The organism is Campylobacter sp. MIT 21-1684 (assembly GCF_026241315.1).
Classification (GTDB): domain Bacteria; phylum Campylobacterota; class Campylobacteria; order Campylobacterales; family Campylobacteraceae; genus Campylobacter_D.
In genome coordinates this window covers 1-18,250 of record NZ_JAPHNA010000024.1, presented here as the reverse complement: position 1 = coordinate 18,250, position 18,250 = coordinate 1, and the positions used below count along the sequence as shown (strand labels likewise).

General features: G+C 36.3%; 15 protein-coding genes. 7 read left to right on the top strand and 8 right to left on the bottom strand.

Annotated elements, in window-relative coordinates:
* Window positions 1-108: 108 nt before the first annotated feature.
* Complete coding sequence (locus OQH62_RS07825; RefSeq protein ID WP_266015929.1) at window positions 109-3,183, bottom strand: type I restriction endonuclease subunit R; 3,075 nt, start codon at window positions 3,181-3,183, stop codon at window positions 109-111.
* A gap of 208 nt (window positions 3,184-3,391) precedes the next feature.
* On the opposite strand from OQH62_RS07825, the gene OQH62_RS07820 reads away from it, so the two are divergent.
* Together OQH62_RS07820 and OQH62_RS07815 are read left to right on the top strand one after the other, a co-directional pair.
* Complete coding sequence (locus OQH62_RS07820; protein ID WP_266015928.1) at window positions 3,392-4,510, top strand: ImmA/IrrE family metallo-endopeptidase; 1,119 nt, start codon at window positions 3,392-3,394, stop codon at window positions 4,508-4,510.
* Window positions 4,507-5,025: a DUF4411 family protein gene (locus OQH62_RS07815; RefSeq protein WP_266015927.1), complete on the top strand. Its 519-nt coding sequence runs from the start codon at window positions 4,507-4,509 to the stop codon at window positions 5,023-5,025. The genes OQH62_RS07820 and OQH62_RS07815 overlap by 4 nt, the downstream gene beginning before the upstream one ends.
* Before the next feature lie 6 nt (window positions 5,026-5,031).
* On the opposite strand, the gene OQH62_RS07810 is transcribed toward OQH62_RS07815, so the two are convergent.
* From OQH62_RS07810 to OQH62_RS07785, 7 genes are all read right to left on the bottom strand, one after another.
* Window positions 5,032-5,544: a restriction endonuclease subunit S gene (locus OQH62_RS07810; RefSeq protein WP_266015926.1), complete on the bottom strand. Its 513-nt coding sequence runs from the start codon at window positions 5,542-5,544 to the stop codon at window positions 5,032-5,034.
* Window positions 5,520-6,152 carry a restriction endonuclease subunit S gene (locus OQH62_RS07805; RefSeq protein ID WP_266015925.1) on the bottom strand — a complete coding sequence of 211 codons (633 nt, stop codon included), beginning with the start codon at window positions 6,150-6,152 and terminating at the stop codon, window positions 5,520-5,522. The genes OQH62_RS07810 and OQH62_RS07805 overlap by 25 nt, the downstream gene beginning before the upstream one ends.
* Before the next feature lie 165 nt (window positions 6,153-6,317).
* On the bottom strand, window positions 6,318-6,770 hold the full coding sequence (locus OQH62_RS07800) for an ATPase (RefSeq protein ID WP_266015924.1): 453 nt from the start codon (window positions 6,768-6,770) through the stop codon (window positions 6,318-6,320).
* Between the two features lie 227 nt (window positions 6,771-6,997).
* Window positions 6,998-7,108 (bottom strand): type II toxin-antitoxin system RelE family toxin, encoded by a 111-nt coding sequence (locus OQH62_RS08845; RefSeq protein ID WP_416333351.1) that lies wholly within the window; start codon window positions 7,106-7,108, stop codon window positions 6,998-7,000.
* Complete coding sequence (locus OQH62_RS07795; protein WP_266015923.1) at window positions 7,092-7,271, bottom strand: type II toxin-antitoxin system RelE family toxin; 180 nt, start codon at window positions 7,269-7,271, stop codon at window positions 7,092-7,094. Before OQH62_RS07795 ends, OQH62_RS08845 begins: the two co-directional genes overlap by 17 nt.
* A complete protein-coding gene (locus OQH62_RS07790) occupies window positions 7,255-7,482 on the bottom strand; it encodes a hypothetical protein (RefSeq protein ID WP_266015922.1) in 228 nt (75 codons plus the stop codon). Before OQH62_RS07790 ends, OQH62_RS07795 begins: the two co-directional genes overlap by 17 nt.
* Window positions 7,483-7,702: 220 nt before the next feature.
* Window positions 7,703-9,283 carry a type I restriction-modification system subunit M gene (locus OQH62_RS07785; protein WP_266015921.1) on the bottom strand — a complete coding sequence of 527 codons (1,581 nt, stop codon included), beginning with the start codon at window positions 9,281-9,283 and terminating at the stop codon, window positions 7,703-7,705.
* 505 nt (window positions 9,284-9,788) lie between these two features.
* On the opposite strand from OQH62_RS07785, the gene OQH62_RS07780 reads away from it, so the two are divergent.
* The 5 genes from OQH62_RS07780 to OQH62_RS07760 form a co-directional block, all read left to right on the top strand.
* On the top strand, window positions 9,789-12,302 hold the full coding sequence (locus OQH62_RS07780; protein ID WP_266015920.1) for a DUF2726 domain-containing protein: 2,514 nt from the start codon (window positions 9,789-9,791) through the stop codon (window positions 12,300-12,302).
* Window positions 12,303-12,431: 129 nt separating this feature from the next.
* The gene (gene hsdR, locus OQH62_RS07775; protein WP_266015919.1) at window positions 12,432-14,840 is read left to right on the top strand and encodes an EcoAI/FtnUII family type I restriction enzme subunit R; all 2,409 of its coding nucleotides are present in this window, start codon (window positions 12,432-12,434) and stop codon (window positions 14,838-14,840) included.
* Window positions 14,841-14,849: 9 nt separating this feature from the next.
* The gene (locus OQH62_RS07770) at window positions 14,850-16,331 is read left to right on the top strand and encodes an HsdM family class I SAM-dependent methyltransferase (protein WP_266015918.1); all 1,482 of its coding nucleotides are present in this window, start codon (window positions 14,850-14,852) and stop codon (window positions 16,329-16,331) included.
* A gap of 10 nt (window positions 16,332-16,341) precedes the next feature.
* Entirely contained in the window at window positions 16,342-16,950 is a 609-nt protein-coding gene (locus OQH62_RS07765) for a hypothetical protein (RefSeq protein ID WP_266015917.1), read from the top strand.
* 78 nt (window positions 16,951-17,028) lie between these two features.
* The coding region (locus tag OQH62_RS07760) for a restriction endonuclease subunit S (RefSeq protein WP_266015916.1) at window positions 17,029-18,250 on the top strand (1,222 nt) is incomplete at its 3' end.

The window sequence follows — 18,250 nt, the reverse complement described above, 5'->3', positions numbered from 1 at the left end:
TACACAATGATAAAGATTGGTATGAAATTAAAATATAACTCTAATAATCCAAGCAATTCATCTAATGTTCGCTTAAATATATTGTTTTAAAGCCTATTAAAGTAGCTCTCACACAAGATTGCCTGCCACAAGCTCGGCTTGAGCTATAACTCTATCTACTGCAAGTTTTTGCATATCAGGCGGATAACCATAAGCTTTAAGCACCTTTTTTACCGCCACACGAAGCTTTGCTCGCACACTTTCTTTATGTTGCCAATCTAATGTGATATTTTTCTTTAGAGTCTCAAAAATCGCTATGGCAAGTGCTTTTAGCTCTTGTTGCTGCATAAGCTCTTTTGCACTTTCATTTTGAGCAATCGCCTCATAAAAGGCATATTCATAGTCCTTTAGCCCCAAATCCTTTCTCTGCGTATCACTTGCGATGAGTTCCTTGCTCAAAACAATCAGCTCCTCTATGGCTTCAACCACACTAATAAGGTTGTTTTGGTATTTGCGCATTGTTTTTTGAAGTCGCTCTATCAAACTTTTTGCAGAAAGTGCAGAATTAAGGCGCGCACTTAATTCGTCATTTAAAAGCTTTTGCAAAGTCTGCAAGGTAAGGTTTTTGTGCTGATGATTTGCAAGTTCATTCAAAAACTCTTCTGACAAAATAGAAAGATTTGGCTTTTGTATCCCCGCATTATCCAACAGATTCACCACTCCCTCACTGATAATTGCGTCATTAATGATTTGCTTGATTGCACCTTGAGAGGTTAGAATCTGCTCCTCCCCGCTCCTCTCGTATTTTTTCAAAGTCCTTTTGATTAAATCAAAAAACGCCATATCTTTGGCAATTCTATCTGCTTCCACACAGGGCAGAGCTATTGCATAGGATTTTAAAAGCCTTGTTACATTATCCAAAAATCGCTTTTTACCATTTTCTTGTGCGAGGATACATTCTAAAACTTGGGCGATAAACTTTAATTTATCCTGTGCTTTGAACGCAAAATAGCGCAAATAGTCCATTCCTTGTAGCATTTGCGCAGTGATTTCATAGTTTTCTTGCATTTTCTCTATGATTTTTGCTTTATTTTGCACAAACTCGCCCCTGCCTCCGCTTTGCGTATAAAACTCTAGCGCAGTCTTTAACTCATTGGCAATCCCTAAATAATCCACCACTAGCCCTGCGGGTTTGTCTTTATACACATGATTCACTCTCGCTATGGCTTGCATCAGATTATGTCCGCTTAAAAATTTATCCATATAGAGCGTGTGCAATGGTGGCACATCAAAGCCTGTAAGCCACATATCGCACACAATCACCATTTCTAGCTCATCATCAATGCTTTTAAACCTTTTGGCAATCTCACTTCGTTGCGCCTTGCTCGTGTGGTGCTTGCTTATCTTTTCTCCATCATCACTATTTGCGGTAATAATGACTTTGATTTTGCCCTGTGTATGCTCCTCACTATGCCACGAGGGCTTTAAATGCACGATTTGCTCATATAAAGACACTGCGATTTCTCGGCTCATACAAACAATCATCGCCTTGCCTCGCAAAATCTCCTGTCTCTGCGTAAAATGCTCTAAAATATCTTTTGCAACTGCCCTAAGCCGCTCTTTAGCCCCGATAATCTCACATAGCCTCGTGGCTTTGGCATTGATTTTCTCCTGCTCTTCACTTGGAATAAGTTTAGAATCTAATTCGCTTAAAATCCTCTGTCCCTCTGCGCTCAAAGCGATTTTAGCTAAGCGACTTTCATAAAAAATTGGCAAAGTGGCATTATCCTCTACTGCCCTAGCAATATCATAAATATCAATATATTCTCCAAAAACGCGCCGCGTGTCTGCGTCTGCCTTTTCAATAGGTGTGCCGCTAAAGCCTAGATAAGTGGCATTTGGCAGAGCGTCTCGCAAATACTTCGCATAGCCATAGCGAAGTTGCGCCTCCTCATCAAGTCGCGCTTCAAAGCCATATTGGCTTCTATGGGCTTCATCGCACAGCACAAGGATATTTTCTCTGTTGCTTAAACACTCAAAAGTAGCCGATTCGCTTCTAAATTTCTGAATCGTGCTAAAGATAATGCCCCCACTTGCTCTTTTAAGCTTGGCTTTCAAATCTTGTGTGCTTGTTGCAAATGTAGGTTCTGTGCGTAAAAGCTCCTTTGCCTTTGCAAAAGTGCTAAAAAGCTGCTCATCAAGATCGTTTCTATCCGTGATAATTAAAAGCGTGGGATTGGCAAAGTGCGCAATCGCCTTTGCGCTAAAAAATACCATTGTGAGACTTTTGCCGCTGCCTTGCGTATGCCACACTACCCCGCCTCTTTTATCCCCACACATCGCACTTTTGGCAGATTCTATGGCTTTTTGCACCGCGTAGTATTGATGATAAGCAGCGATTTTTTTGTTGATTTGTGTCGTGGATAAGCCCGATTTGTCATAAAAACTCTCTTTTTCAAAGAGAACAAAAAAGCGCGTAAATTCTAAAAGATTGTGAAGCTTTAGGACATCAAGCATTTGTGTATAAGATTTATCCTCATTTCTCCACTGCATAAACCGCTCATAATCCGCACTCACGCTCCCTACCTTGCTATTTAGCCCATCACTTACCATACATAGCACATTGGGGATAAAAAGTGCGGGAATCTGCGCCTTGTAGGTTTGGAGTTGATTGTAGGCATTTTGCAAAGTGGCATTTTCGCTCAAAGGATTTTTCAGCTCACACACCACCACAGGGAAACCATTGATAAATAGCACAACATCGGGGCGTTTAGGCAGTTTGGCATTAAAATGGAGTTGATTACACGCAAGGAAAGTGTTATTTTGTGGGTTGGTAAAATCAAGCAAATGCAGCAACACGCCTCGCATTTGCCCCTCACACAAAACCTCAAGCGTAATGCCTTGCGTGAGATAAGCAGTGCATTGCTCGTTTGCCTCTAAAAGCGGGAGATTTTCAAGGGCTTTGAGCTTGTTGAGGGCTTCATCAAGTAGCCGCTCTTGTGTTTCATAGTTGAGATTTAGCGTGTGGAGATGAGAGGTAGAATCTGTAAAGTTAATCTTTCGCACCGACTCTTTAAATGCGCCCTTTAGTAGCCAATCATTGCTTTTGCACTCTAAATCTTTGCCGCTTGTAGTTTCATACCCCGCATTTGCTAAATGCTCTAAAAGCAAAGATTCTATGGCTACTTCATTAAGTTTTTGCATTATTCGCCTTAGTTTTTAAAGAGGGTGTGTTAATGATTAAAGTCATTCTCTCTCCTTGCTTTGTGCCTTTAGGATTCCACATTTTCGGGGTATTATAGCGAAAATTTGATGGAAAGTGGGCAAGACATTAACGCAAATTCAAATGAAATAAGATATAATATTTGCCTACTTAAGAGGTTTTATAATAAAGAGTTTGAGAGGGAATGCTGTGGTTTTAGATAGTGGAAATAGCAAAGTGATAAGAAGTATTCCATACCAAGAAAGTGATATTGTAAAAATTTTTGGTAAGAGAAAAGCACAAGAGTTTCAAGACTTTATCAATCAAATCTCTAAAACCTTTGAAACCACGACTGAAAAACTCATAAAACTTGCGAATCATTTTAATATCCCATTTGCTTATCTCTTTTTGGAAAAAATACCCGAATCACAAGAATCTTTGCCAGATTTTAGAAAAAATGGCACAGAATTTAGTCAAAATCTTAAATCTTGTATTGCCTCAAGCAAGAAAAAACAAGAATGGTTTAGAAATCATCTTATAAGAAATGGACATAACAAATTTTTAACAAATCAGAATCTTACTTCAGATAAGGAAATTATCCAAGCTATCAAGCAAATTACACAATTTGATAAAGTAAAAAATCACTCAAAAGGGCAAAGGCTCAATGCTCTTAAAAATAATATTGAGCAATACAATATCATCGTGCAACAAAGTGGAATCTCTCAAAATAACACAAGCAAAGCCATTAGCTTTAATGAATGCAGAGGCTATGCTATTTATGATGAATATGCACCCCTTATATTTATAAATTCAAAAGATACAAGCGAAAATGGGAAAATTTTTACCCTTTTGCACGAATTAGCACATATTTTACTCAAACACAGCGGTGTAAGCTCTTATGATTTTGACTTGCAAGAAGAGTATCGTTGTAATGAGATTGCAGGGGAAATTCTAATGCCGAGCGAAACCTTTAAATCAAAATGGAAACGACAAATTCCCATTCAAGTAAATATTGAAAGATTAAAAAATGATTTTGAAATAGTAAGCCCTCTAGCACTTGCTACCAAAGCACTTTTGCTTAGATTGGTAGGCTATGAGCAATATGAGGATTTTAAAAATGCAGAGCTAGGAAAATTTGCGAATACAAAGGCTTCAAGTGGTGGTAAATATTACTCCAATATCATTGCTTCCAATAGTAGAAATTTTGCTAAAAGCGTCATCATTGATACCCTCAATGGCTATGAAACTTACAAAGAAGCAACCAAGTTGCTCAATATTAAACTTGAAAAATTTAATAATCTTGCCAAAGAACTAAAGGTAATCCAATGAATAAATATTTGATTGATACAAATATTTTTATAGAATCCGCTTATAGATTTTATGCCTTTGATATATGTCCGGGATTTTGGGACTTTTTAGATAAATGCTCTCAACTAGATTCTATAAAATCTATTAACAAAGTGTATGACGAAATAACTTCTGATAACACCAACTTGCAAGATTTCAAAGAAAAATTAAAAAATAGAGGATTTTTCTTACCCATAGGAAGCATTACTCCTAGCTCTTATACAAAAATTTCTCAAACATTACAAACAATGCAATACACACAACAAGCAGTAACTGATTTTTCTAGTGGCGCAGATTATTTTCTTGTAGCACTTGCTTATCAAGAATCCTATACTATCGTAACGCACGAAGCCAAAAGCAGCAATAATGCCAAAAACACGATAAAGATTCCTAATGTCTGTGAAAGATTAGAGATTAACTGCATAGATATAGCAGAGTTTTTAAGACGCGAACAAGCAAGGTTTATCTTAGAGCATACAACACAACAAAAATCTTAAAAACCCTTACACCTCCACTTCTCCGCTTAAGAGTTTGGGTAGCATTATATCACGCATTGCTTGGAGATTCTGAATCTGCTTAGAATTATTTTCTATTTTATTTTCAAAGTCTAAAACAATTTTGCTAAATTCTTTTATAATATCAAGGTTTGGCTTTAAAAAATCTGCACCATATAACCCTTCAATCGTAACTTGTGGTTGGGCTGAACCTGAAACATATATAGAAAAATTATTAGACAAACACCAATATTTCAAATATTCAAAGGTTATATCCTTATCTTTAACTCTTTCCAAAATTAAAGAATTATTTGTTACAAATGACTTCCTTTCTGACACATTTACTTTGCCCGAAGCTTCACCTCTGCAAGAAATCAAAACTTGAGATTCTTCATAAAGAAATTTATTATAATGTCCTATTTTGCCATTTCCCCCAAATACTGCATACCCCTGCTTAAGCAAATTTTTAGTTGGTAGATTTTTACCATAAACTATATTTACATAATCACCCAATTTTCCCATTCCCACTCGTTGCGTTTGGGATTGTCTATGAAGTAATGCCTAAAGAGTGTAAAGGCAAGAGATTCTAAAGTTTTGTTTTGATTATGAAGCAACTCTATCTTATCATCAAAACTACTTAGAATCTCCGCTATTTTCTGCTGTGTTTCAAGGGGCGGCAGAGGAAAACTAAAATCAGCAAACTGCTTTGCATTTGCATTGGGTTGAGCTGAACCGCCAATAATTCCTTCTACAAATCCTTTCCAAGCTAAAGATTGTAAATGATAAAAAACAAAATATGGATTAGCTAAATCCAAATTAATTTTATATCTAATGAGGTATGAAGCAAAAACAGCCTGAATATCATTTTGTTTTATAATTTTATTATATCCTGTAGTAGCACCTGTCCTAGCGATAACAATATCGCCTCTTTCTAATAGGTATTTTTCTTTTTTATCAAAATTTATTTCACAATATGGAACAGAATCCCAATTTATGATATTTGGAACTATATCTGTAATTCTAAGAAATTTAACTCCCGTATTTAAATTCGTAGCACTTGTTGTGTATCCATAATCAATAGTTGAACAAATCTCCTCTAATTTTACCCTTTGCCAAGTAGTTTTATTCATTGTGCGCCTTTGTATGTTTTATGTATTTTTAAGGTATTAATGCTACAATTTCTGCTCATTCACGGCGGTGCTTTACCGCCCTTTACACAATTCTTTTATCTCGCAATCAAAACAATCCAACATATCATTTAAAAATCCCTCAATATTTATCTGCTTCTATACCAACTAGCATTTTGTTTTTCCAAAGACTAGGCAAGTAGAAAGTCTAGGTGTGCCATTGGGATTTTTCTTGAAAAGATTTTCAAAATGAAAAGCACGATTACGAATTGTGCGAAATAATGAGTATGCAATGGTTACTTTTTGATAATTTCTCATTTTATCTTTTTTGTTAAAAGAAGAATAGGCTTGAAAGCTTAGATGTTCCATATTTATAAGTTGGTTATGTAGTTTGTGTTTTTGTATCTTCTCACACCAATACCCTAGAGTCTGCGCAGAAATGAATTCATCATCTAGCACAAGAAGCAAAGAGGCGATTTTATTTCTTGTAACAATTTCTAAAAGTCCTATTTTAATACTTAAGAGACTAATAAGTAAAAAATTTTCATAGTGTTGCTTGAGGGATTCATAGCTTTGTAGTCTTTTCTTAGAAAAAAGTTTGTGTTGTTTTTCTAGTTCCATTATTGCTCCTCAAGCTCTAGGCTAAAATGTCGCATTTATCCCCTTTGTTAAACCTGTGTTTAAAATAATTATACTACAATTCTACAATTCAGAGAGCTTGACTAGCGATGAATCGCGGGTGCTTGTTAGCTCGGCTAATAAGAGGTTACTCTGAATTTTAATTTATTTTTATTGATTGCGCCTATTATCCCCCAATTTTACCCTTTGCCAAGCGATTTTATTCATCATCACTTGCTCTTAAACATCTTGTATATTTTGCTTCTGTGATTTATATCTACTACCACGATGATAAGCTCATTTTGTTGTATCTTACAAAGCAGTCTATAATCCCCCGACACGATAACGCCAATAATTTTTCAAATTCCCACTTAGAGCCTTGCCAAAGTCTCTAGGATTCTCTAAATTTTCAATTTTCTTAAGATATTTTAGAATCTGTATTTGTGCAGATTTTGCGAGAGCTAGAAACTCTTTCTCTGCTTTGGCTTCAAATTTCACTTGCATTAAGTTTTGCCTTTTTTGCTAAATCCTCAATGCCAATAAAAGAAGTGCCGCTAAGTAGTCGCTTCTCTGCTTCTTGTGCGCTTTTATAATCCTCCAAATCCTCTAAATAATTTGCCAATACCTTTGTGATAATCTCATCTAGGGGCTGTTTCGTATTTTCTTGTGCGAGATGAAGCAAGTTTTGTGCTTCTTTGGATAAGGTGATATTCATTATATTTCCTTTATTTATTTTCTAGGCATTATAGCAGATTATAACGAAGTTTTTGTATCAAGCACAACACCTTGCGTATCAATATTGAATCCCCCAACTTTACCCTTTGCCAAGTGGTTTTAGTCATTGTGTGCCTTTTTGTGTTTTATGTATTCTTAAGGTATTAATGCTACAACTTCTGCTCATTCGTGGCGGTGCTTTACCGCTTGTGCAGATTCTTTTATTTTTCTATCAAGGCAAGATTGGCTAGAATCCTTTGATTTAAAGCCTTTTCCTCTTGCATTTGGGATTTTAACTCATCTTTTAAACGCGTAAATTCTGTTTCAAAGTCAAAGCCTTGTTCCTCTTCCTCCAAGCCTACAAATCTCCCGGGCGTGAGTGTATAGCCAAGTGCAGCGACTTCCTCTAAGGAAGCGGATTTACAAAAGCCTTTGATGTCAGCATAGGTGCTATTAGAATTTTGCTTGAATTTTATATGTTGGGATTCTTCGCTTTGCTTAGAATGACAAACTAGATTTTGAGAATCCACACCTTGCGGATTCTGTGCTTTTCGCCACGCGTGGTAAGTGTGGCTTATCTTTTGTATATCCTCTTGCGTGAGAATGCGATTTTTGGGATTAATCAGCTCTCCGCAGTTCCTCGCGTCTATAAAAAGGATTTCTTTATTAGTTTTAGAGCGGCGGACAAACCACAGACAAGCCGGAATCTGCGTGTTTAAGAAAAGTTTAGCAGGGAGATTAACAATGCAATCAATGAGATTAGATTCTATCAAAGCTTTGCGGATTGCGCCTTCATTGGCGGTGTTGCTCGTCAGACTACCTTTAGCAAGGACAAATCCCGCTACACCTTTAGGAGAGAGATGATAGATGAAGTGCTGTATCCACGCGTAATTCGCATTTGTGATAGGTGGTGTGCCAAACTTCCAACGTCCATCATTACGCAAGAGTTCGCCACTATAATCCGAATCATTAAAAGGCGGGTTTGCGATGACAAAATCGGCTTTCAAGTCCTTGTGTACGTCATTTAAGAAACTGCCCTCGCTATTCCATTTCACTTGTGAAGAGTCAATTTGACGAATCGCAAGATTCATTTTTGCAAGTCGCCAAGTCGTTTGGTTGCTCTCTTGCCCATAGATTGAGATGTCATCAATACTGCCTTGATGAATTTGCACGAAAAGCTCACTTTGCACAAACATTCCCCCACTGCCACAGCACGGGTCAAACACACGCCCTTTATAAGGCTCTAGCATTGCCACAAGGAGTTCTACGACACTTTTTGGCGTGTAAAATTGCCCGCCCTTTTTGCCCTCACTTAAAGCAAACTCGCCTAAGAAATATTCAAAAATATGCCCCAAAATATCGCTACTTTGGGATTGCTCACCCTGCAAAGAGAGATTGGAAAGCAAGTCAATCAATCCACCAAGTGCAATAGAATCTAGATTCTCTTTGGCATAGACTTTGGGCAAAACGCCCTTGAGACTTGCGTTTTCTTGCTCTATTGCCTGCATTGCACTATCTAAAATCGTGCCGATGTTGCTTTGCTTTGCATTGTCCATTATGTAACTCCACCGCGCCTTTGTCGGCACGAAAAACGCATTGTAGGCGAGGTATTCGTCTTTATCTTCGGTGTCGCCACCCTCACTTTTGATAAGCTCAAAAGTGCTTAAAAAGCTATCAGAGATGTATTTTAAGAAAACTAAGCCTAAAACAATGTGCTTGTATTCAGCAGCGTCAATGTTTTTGCGCAGTTTATCAGCGGATTTAAAAAGCGTTTGTGCTAAATTTTTATAAGAATGTGTCATAAAAAACCTCTTTGTGATGAATCTTGTACATATTTTGACATAATTTTGCTTATGAATGAAATTGTGGATTCTCTATCCAAGTCAAAGCATATAATTTTACGAACATTGAATTTGCAAGAGTTAGTGTATAAATTCTGCTACATTTCAAGCAAAGAGCTTTAATGTTTCATCTCACTTCTATACAGGAACAAAATAAAACTTTTCAATAAAACAGATTATATTTTTATTACAAAATTTTGATTATAAAATTACGAAAGAAACTTAGTTTTTGTGGCTCAGTCGTAATGAGTAAATGTTTTGTCAAAATCCTACAATTTAGCCATTGTAGGATTTTATTTCCATATATTGGAAGAATAAAAATACAATAAATATGTAATCAATTTAAATTCATAGTAGCATTCTTAATTAGATTCCTAATAATTCGTCCAAGAAAAGGAGCTTTTATTCGTATCAAGCTCTTTAAGAATCTGCTATAATACCTATTTACCCAAAACAAAGAAGCACAATGACAAAAGAGTATTTCATCATTTTAAAAGGCAAGGACAAAAGTGCAGAGATTGAGCATTGCAGTCTTGAAGATGAAAATCTCAAAGTAGTATTTAAGAACAATCCACAAATTTACACCTACCAAAAAGAAAATTTTATGCTTGTAAAAAAAGCTACAAGCTATAAACTCTTTAACTACCTCAAAGAGCTTTGCACACTTTCAGAAATGCAAACACCAGAGGGCAGTTTAAATATGTTGCTTAAAGAATATGGGAGAATCCAAACTATCCCCAAACAATCTGCCTTGTCTCTCTACCTCAATCCCTCATCGCTAAAGCAAGATTGCGTAAATGAATCTCCACTCATCTTTCCTTTTGGTACGAACAAATCCCAATACGAAGCGGTGCAAAATGCAATGTGTAGCCAAATAAGTGTTATTGAGGGACCTCCGGGCACAGGCAAAACGCAGACGATTTTAAACATCATCGCAAATCTCATTTGTCAAAACAAAACTATTGCGATGCTCTCTAATAATAACTCCGCTACGCAAAATGTTTTTGAAAAGCTTGAGAGCTATGGGTTTGGATTTGTTTGCGCGACTTTAGGTAAAAAGGACAATAAAGAAAGCTTTATCATTAATCAAAGTGGCACTTATCCCTCCTTTGATATGCCCACGATAGAGACGACAAAGCTTAAAGCCCAGCTTGCAAACCTTAATCAAAAGGCATTAGAGAGTTTTCATCTTACCAACGAGTTAGCCAAGCAAAAAGCATTTTTAAATGCGTTAAGATTGGAATATGAGTATTTTAAAACACAAGAAAACACCTCACTCTTAAAAATAAAAAACTCTACAAAATTAACAAGTGAGAAGATTCTTAAAGCCAAAGTGCAAATTGAGCAGAGGCAAAATCTCTCCTTCTGGCTAAAACTTAAACTCATTTTTTTAGACAAAGTGGGGGATTTTAGATTCTATAAAGCCTCTTTAAAAGAAATTTTACACACATTAGATTCTTACTATTATGAGCTTAAAAGTTTGGAATTTTCACAATCTATTGAAACTTTGCAGTCTATGCTTCAAACTATGCAGCAAGAAAACCCTGTGCAAAAGCTTAAAGAGCACTCTTTGCTATTATTAAAATCTCATCTTAAGACAAAATACCAAAACAAGCAACAAAGAGTGCGATTTGAACTTTCTGATTTAAGCCAAAATGCAAAGACTTTCTTGCAAGAATACCCCGTGATTCTAAGCACTACGCATTCTATCAAATCCTCACTCAATCTTAAAGACACATTGTTTGATTATGTGATTATTGATGAGGCTTCGCAAGTGGATTTGGTTACAGGTTTTTTGGCATTAAGTAGCGCAAAAAACGCCATTATTGTGGGTGATACAAAACAGCTTCCTAATGTAATTTCCCAAGATAAAAAGCCTCTTATTGAATCACTCACGCGAAAATATCACATTCCTTTGCATTATGATTTTTTAGCACAAAGCTTATTAAGCTCTATAATAGCGACTTTACCTAATGTATCAAAAGTAATGCTTAAAGAGCATTATCGCTGCCACCCTAAAATCATTGGATTTTGTAATAAAAAATTCTATAACAATGAACTCATTATCCTAAGCGAGGATAAGGGTGAAAATGATGTGATACAAGCATTTATTACGCAAAAGGGCAATCACGCAAGGGGGCATTATAACCAAAGGGAAATTGATGTGATAATAAAAGAAATTTTGCCACCCCTGCAAGAAAAACTCACAAAGGAGCAAATCGGCATTATCTCACCCTTTAGAAAGCAAAAAGCGCATTTGCAAGAGAGTGTGGGCGGACTAGAAATAGATACCATTCACAAATATCAAGGACAAGAAAAAGAGGCGATTATTCTAAGCACGGTAGAGAATGAAATCAGCGATTTTATCAATGATGTCAATTTACTCAATGTCGCCATAAGCCGCGCTAAGAGGTTTTTACGAATTGTCATCTCTGCGCAAATTTGCGAATCTAAAAGCCATTTAAAAGATTTAATCGCCTATATGCAATACCATAATTTTGAAATCACTCAAAGCAAGGTGAAATCTATCTTTGACTTGCTTTATAAGGCAAATGCGGAGGCAAGGCGCAAATACCTTAAGGGCAAGAAAAGAATCTCTGCTTATGATTCTGAAAACCTTGCCTATCACAAGCTCAAAGAGTGCATTAGCCCTTATGGGAACTTAGATATTGCTACGCATATCCCACTGCATAGAATCATAAATATCACTCAAAGTTTGAGCGAACAAGAAACGAAGTTTGTGCAAAGCTCAAGCCATATTGATTTGCTCATTTTTAACACAATGGATAAACTTCCTGTGCTTGCCATAGAAGTAGATGGCTTTAGCTATCACAAGGAAGATTCTAAGCAAAGCAAAAGAGATGAGATTAAAAATGCGATTTTACAAAAATGTGGCATTCCACTACTAAGGCTTAGCACAATAGGAAGTGATGAGATAGGGAGAGTGAAGGAATATTTGGATAAAATAAATTTTCAATGACACTCAAAGGCTTAAAATACCTAAAAAGAGCCAAGTAAATTGCAAAACCAAAGCATATAAGAGCGTTCAGCTTATGAAATTATTAGATAATTTTGTTAAAATGCAAATATTTTTGTTTAAGGGGTAAATTTGAACGAAGAAAATGTCAAAACGCGTTTGATTACGCCAAGTTTGCAAAAAGCTGGTTGGAAGTTGGAGCAGCTTGATATGGAGTTTGGCTACAAGTGTAGATATGAGTTTAGCAACGGACGTGTAGAGTTTGTAGGCTCTAAGATCAAAAGAGGAAAAAAGAAAAAGGTAGATTATCTCTTGCTTTTGCCAGAATGTCAGCTCAAACTCGCCATTATTGAAGCAAAAGCTTATGATAAGCCCTTAAGTGAGGGTTTAAGCCAAGTGCAAAACTATGCTAAAGACTTAGATGTGCCTTTTTGCTATTCTAGCAATGGTAGCGGTTTTATAGAATATGATTTTTTCACGGGAAAGATAAGAGAATTAAAACTTGATGAGTTTCCCACACAAGAGGAACTTTGTGAGCGATACATCAAGGGCAAAAATTTTGATGAAAATCAAGCTAAACTCTTAAAGACTCCCTACTATTTAAAAGAAAAATCACCAAGATATTACCAAACAAATGCGATTAACAAAACCTTTGAAGCCATTATTCAAGGACAAAAGAGAATCTTACTTGTAATGGCAACAGGCACAGGCAAAACCTATACCGCTTTTCAAATCGTGCATAGGCTCTATAAAGCAAGGTTAGCTAAAAAGATTCTTTATCTTGCCGATAGAAATGTGTTGATAGACCAAAGTGTGCAAAATGACTTTAAGTCGTTTAACAAAATCTATACAAAAATTGAAAATCATAATTTTGACCCATCGTATGAGCTTTATTTTGGGCTTTATCAGCAATTTATCTCTTATGATGACAAGGACAACCCTACCTACCATTACAAAAAAGAAAATGGCGGTTTTGCGCCTGATTTTTTTGATTTGATTATCATTGATGAGTGCCACAGAGGAAGTGCAAGAGAGGATTCTACTTGGCGAGAGATTTTAGAATATTTTGCTCCTGCAGTGCAAATAGGACTTACTGCCACGCCAAATTATAAACAAGCCCCTAACACAACCAATAAGACCATTTATACAAAAGACAAAAAAGTTTATATTTCCTCAAATATAGATTATTTTGGCACACCACTTTATACTTATAGTTTAAAACAAGGTATAGACGATGGATTCTTAGCTCCTTATAAAGTCGTGCGGAGTTTTATCAACAAAGACATCACAGGCTATCGCCCAGAAAAAGGCAAAAGAGACAAAGAGGGGAATAAAATCCCAGATAAAGAATATGAGGCAAAAGATTTTAATCGTAAAATTTATATTGAAGAGCGCACTAAGCTTGTAGCTCAAAGGGTAAGTGAGTTTTTATCCCACACACTTAAAGACCCAAATACAAAAACCATAGTTTTTTGCGAAGATACCATTCACGCCCTTGATATGAAGGACGCCTTGATAAGCGCAAACCCTATACAAATGCAAAAAAATCATAAATACATAATGCGTATTACAGGTGGAGATGAGGAGGGCAAGGCGGAATTAGAGAATTTTATTTCCACAAAAAGCACTTATCCTGTGATTGCCACCACCTCAAAGCTCCTCACCACAGGCGTGGATACGAAGCTTTTAAAGCTTATTGTGATTGATAAGGAGATTAAATCTTTAAGTGAGTTTAAGCAAATCATCGGGCGAGGCACGAGGCTTTTTGAAAACTTAGGTAAAAACTATTTTACGATTTTAGATTTCACAGGTGCGACCAAGCTTTTTGCAGACCCAGAATTTGATGGGGAGGATTTTGCAGAATTTACTTTACTAGAGAATGGAAAAATCACAGACGCAGAAGATTCAAAAAATCCTGTGGATATAGCGGAATCTTTTCCACCCCAAGAGCCAGATTTAACCAATCTAAACAAAAAGAAGCTTCACGTTAATGGGGTAGAATGCTATATCGTTTATGAGCTAGAACAAATTTTAGATGAAAATGGCAAACTCATAAGCAATGATTTTAAAGCCTATTCTAAAGAGAATTTTAACAAGAATTTCCAAAGCCTTAAAGACTTTTTAGAGCTATGGAATAAAGAACCTAAGAAAGATAAAATCCTCCAAGAGTTTGAAGAAAAAGGCATTTTGATTGAAGAGTTACGCATAAGAGCAGAGTTTAAGGATTTAGATGAGTTTGATATATTATTGAATCTAGGTTTCAATCAAGCCACGCTTACACGCAAAGAAAGAGCAAAGAGGACAAATAAGATTTTGCAAGATTATGAGGGTAAGGCAAGGGAGATTTTAAAGCTTTTGCTTGAAAAATACGCAGAATTTGGTATCAAAGAAATAGAAAATCCAAAAATTTATCAAAATGAGCCTTTTGCCTCTACCTTTGGCACTCTAAATGATATTATAAACATTTTTGGTGGCACTGATAAATACAAAGAAGCTATTATACAGCTTAAAGCCGAAATTTACGCACAAGAAGCGTCTTAAGGAGCATCAATGCTAAATATCAAAAAGATTCAAGACATTATGCGTAATGACGCAGGAGTAAATGGAGACGCACAGAGGATTGAGCAAATCGTATGGATTTTGTTTTTAAAGCTTTATGATGAATATGAAAAAATATGGAAGCTAGAAGCCGAAGTAGAATATCAAACCTATACTTCTATTATCCCAAGTCCTTTTTCTTGGGATTCTTGGGCGAAAGATAATAGCGATGGTAGAGCAAAAACAGGCGAAGATTTGCTAAAGTTTATCAATACCGAGCTTTTCCCTAGTCTTAAAAATCTCAATATCACAGAGCAAACACCACTCAATCAACGCATTGTCCAACAAGCCTTTGAGGATACTAACAACTATATGAAAGATGGAATCCTTTTGCGTCAAGTAGTCAATGAAATTGATTTGATAAAGATAAAACAAAGCAGAGAAGACCAAGCCAACTTAAGCTTAACTTATGAGACTTTTCTTAAAGCCTTACAAAGTGCAGGTAATGCAGGAGAGTTTTACACACCACGGGCAATTACAGAATTTGTAATGCGTATTTTAAAGCCAAGCTTAAGTGATAAAATCGCAGATTTAGCTTGTGGCACAGGGGGATTCCTCATCTCCGCATATCATTATTTAGAATCCCAATGCAAAACCGCTAATGATAGAGTTGCACTCAATAACGCTTTTTATGGCATTGAGAAAAAGTCCTTGCCTTTTATCCTATGTGCCACAGGCTTTTTGATTAATGGCTTAGAAAATCCAAACCTAAGACATACCAATGCCTTTGATACCTCTTTTGATGATTTATCTAGTGCGCCTAAGTTTGACATCATAGCGATGAATCCCCCTTATGGAAGCTCTGAAAAGAAACAAATCCAAGAGCATTTCCCTAAAATATATCGCTCTAGCGAAACAGCGGATTTATTTATGGCAATCATCACCGAGCGATTAAGCGAGCGTGGCAAAGCCGCAGTGGTGCTGCCTGATGGATTCCTTTTTGGTAACGATACAGCTAAGATTAACCTCAAAAAGCGGCTTTTGGAGGAATTTAACCTGCACCTTATCGTGCGACTTCCCGCAGGTGTATTTGCACCCTATACAAGCATTACGACTAATCTTTTATTTTTTGACAAATCCCCGCAAGGCACACAACAAACTTGGTTTTATCGCCTTGATATGCCAGAGGGTATTAAAAGCTTTGGCAAAACAAAAGCGATGAAACTAGAGCATTTCGCGCCCTTTTGGCAATGGGATAAAAACCGCACCACCCTAGAGGAAGCACAAGGTAACTTCAAGGCACAAGTTTATAGCAAACAAGAGCTTGAAGCAAGAAATTATAATTTTGACCTTTGCGGCTTTGTGAGTGAGGAGGAAGAGATTTTAGAGCCTTTTGAACTCATAGGGCAAATCAAATCCGAACGAGAGCGACTCAACACTACGCTCAATAGCCTAATGGATAAAATTTCTGATATAATTAAAGAGAATGGGTAAGGAGCGAGTTTTGCGCAATTCACTTCAAACACAGCTTTTTTCACAAAATCGCCTTAGAGACTATACCGATACAAAAGAACACGAGGATAATTTGTGTTTAATCGCTCATATCGCACATAAAATAGGAATTTTAGAGATTATCATACGCAACAAAATAGATTCTTTACTTTTGCGGCAAGATTCACAATGGCTTGAAAAGATTGTTTTACAAGAACAAAGTAGAGACAAAATAATCTCTACTCAAAATCTAGGATTTTGGCTTAAAGTGGTAGATTTTTACAAAATCCATAATGTGATTTTTGATACAGATTTTTTAGATACTTTAGACTTTAAGAAATATTTTATAAAAAATCCGCACTACTTTTACAGCACAAATTTAATGCGACATCACAAAGCAAAAGCGATTTTACAACTTTTGCGCCTCATTCGCAATCGTGCCTTTCATTTTGAAAATCTCTATAAAATCGTAGGTAATGGCTATCCGAGATTAAACATAAAAATCACAAATAAATATGATGAAGCAGTTTATATAGCAATCCACCCAAACAAAATTATAGAATTCTTAGACGATTTGCTGATAAGTTTTCATAAGGATTTGGTGCATTATGGAGAAAGTTAAAAGTGGGGACAAGTGCCCCCTAGATAGAACCGACATTATAATGCAAAATTTTAAATTTGAACTTAAACAAGGGGCGAAATGAAAACATCTGTTTTGAAAAAATCTTTGCTTGATTATGCGATTAAGGGGCATTTAAGTGCAAAATGGCGCAGATTGCACCCAAACGCTAACGCCTTTGATGAAATCAATGTTTATAACGCCCAAATTTTAAAAGACAAAAAGGCAAAGCAAGGCGAACTCACCAAGCTAGAAAATAAGCTAAAAAAGGAAAAAGACAAAGAAAGAAAACAAGATTTAAAAACAACAATACAAAATCTCAAAAAAGAAATCGCAAAGTTAAAGACGATTGCTCCTTTAAATTCTCCTTGCCATTTTGAACCAAAAGCTAAAGAATCTCAACACAACACTATCACTTTAACCCAAAATCAAAACTTATTTTCTCAAAAAGAAAAAGGGTTTATCCCCTCCCCGCTCCCCTTAGCCCCAAAAAGAACAAAGTCGCCACTTTTTCTCATTCAAGGGGAGAGCCTCGCCAATCCACTTCTAGCAAAAAATCGGGCAGGAGGCACTACTGCTCCTGCTTTTTCCGATTTTTCACACCACGAAGTGGGCGAGAATCCCACACTACCTTTTGAGATTCCTCCCACTTGGGTGTGGGTAAGATTAGGCGATATTGGAGAGGTTTTTACAGGAATAACTCCAAAAACTAGCAAAATGGATAACTTTGGCACTTTTATCCCTTTTTTGGGACCAGGTGATATTGATGAGTTGGGCAATGTTTGTTATGACAATAAAGGATTATCCCAAATGGGCTTAAAAGAAGCAAGAAAAATTCAACCAAATTCTATTCTTGTAACCTGCATTGGTGGGTTGATTGGTAAATCTTGTATAGTTGATAGGGAATGCACTTGCAATCAACAAATTAATATTATTTCCCCTTGTGGCTGTATAAATTTTAAAATGCTTTATTATTTTATTAATAGCCAATATTTTCAAATTTTAATGCAAGAAAATTCCACAGGGACTGCAACCCCAATCATAAATAAAACACTTTTTGAAAATCTTTTAATTCCCCTGCCACCTTTAGCGGAGCAAAAAGAGCTTGTGCGGATTCTAGATTCTCTTATTACTTTAGCCAATGAGTTTGACAAAACCAAAGAGGAATTAAAGAGGATAGAAAAGAGGATAGAAAAGAGCTTGCTCAAATATGCCACAGAAGGCAATTTAAGCAAGCTTTTTCGCACACTCCACCCAAGCCTTAACGCCTTTGATGAAATCAACGCCTACAACACACAGATTC

Bases quoted from the DNA above. Each gene is read 5' to 3' on its own strand.
- OQH62_RS07825 (WP_266015929.1), bottom strand. From the start codon at position 3,183: ATGCAAAAACTTAATGAAGTAGCCATAGAATCTTTGCTTTTAGAGCAT.
- OQH62_RS07815 (WP_266015927.1), top strand. From the start codon at position 4,507: ATGAATAAATATTTGATTGATACAAATATTTTTATAGAATCCGCTTAT.
- OQH62_RS07810 (WP_266015926.1), bottom strand. From the start codon at position 5,544: ATGGGAAAATTGGGTGATTATGTAAATATAGTTTATGGTAAAAATCTA.
- OQH62_RS07805 (WP_266015925.1), bottom strand. From the start codon at position 6,152: ATGAATAAAACTACTTGGCAAAGGGTAAAATTAGAGGAGATTTGTTCA.
- OQH62_RS07800 (WP_266015924.1), bottom strand. From the start codon at position 6,770: ATGGAACTAGAAAAACAACACAAACTTTTTTCTAAGAAAAGACTACAA.
- OQH62_RS07795 (WP_266015923.1), bottom strand. From the start codon at position 7,271: ATGCAAGTGAAATTTGAAGCCAAAGCAGAGAAAGAGTTTCTAGCTCTC.
- OQH62_RS07790 (WP_266015922.1), bottom strand. From the start codon at position 7,482: ATGAATATCACCTTATCCAAAGAAGCACAAAACTTGCTTCATCTCGCA.
- OQH62_RS07785 (WP_266015921.1), bottom strand. From the start codon at position 9,283: ATGACACATTCTTATAAAAATTTAGCACAAACGCTTTTTAAATCCGCT.
- OQH62_RS07780 (WP_266015920.1), top strand. From the start codon at position 9,789: ATGACAAAAGAGTATTTCATCATTTTAAAAGGCAAGGACAAAAGTGCA.
- OQH62_RS07770 (WP_266015918.1), top strand. From the start codon at position 14,850: ATGCTAAATATCAAAAAGATTCAAGACATTATGCGTAATGACGCAGGA.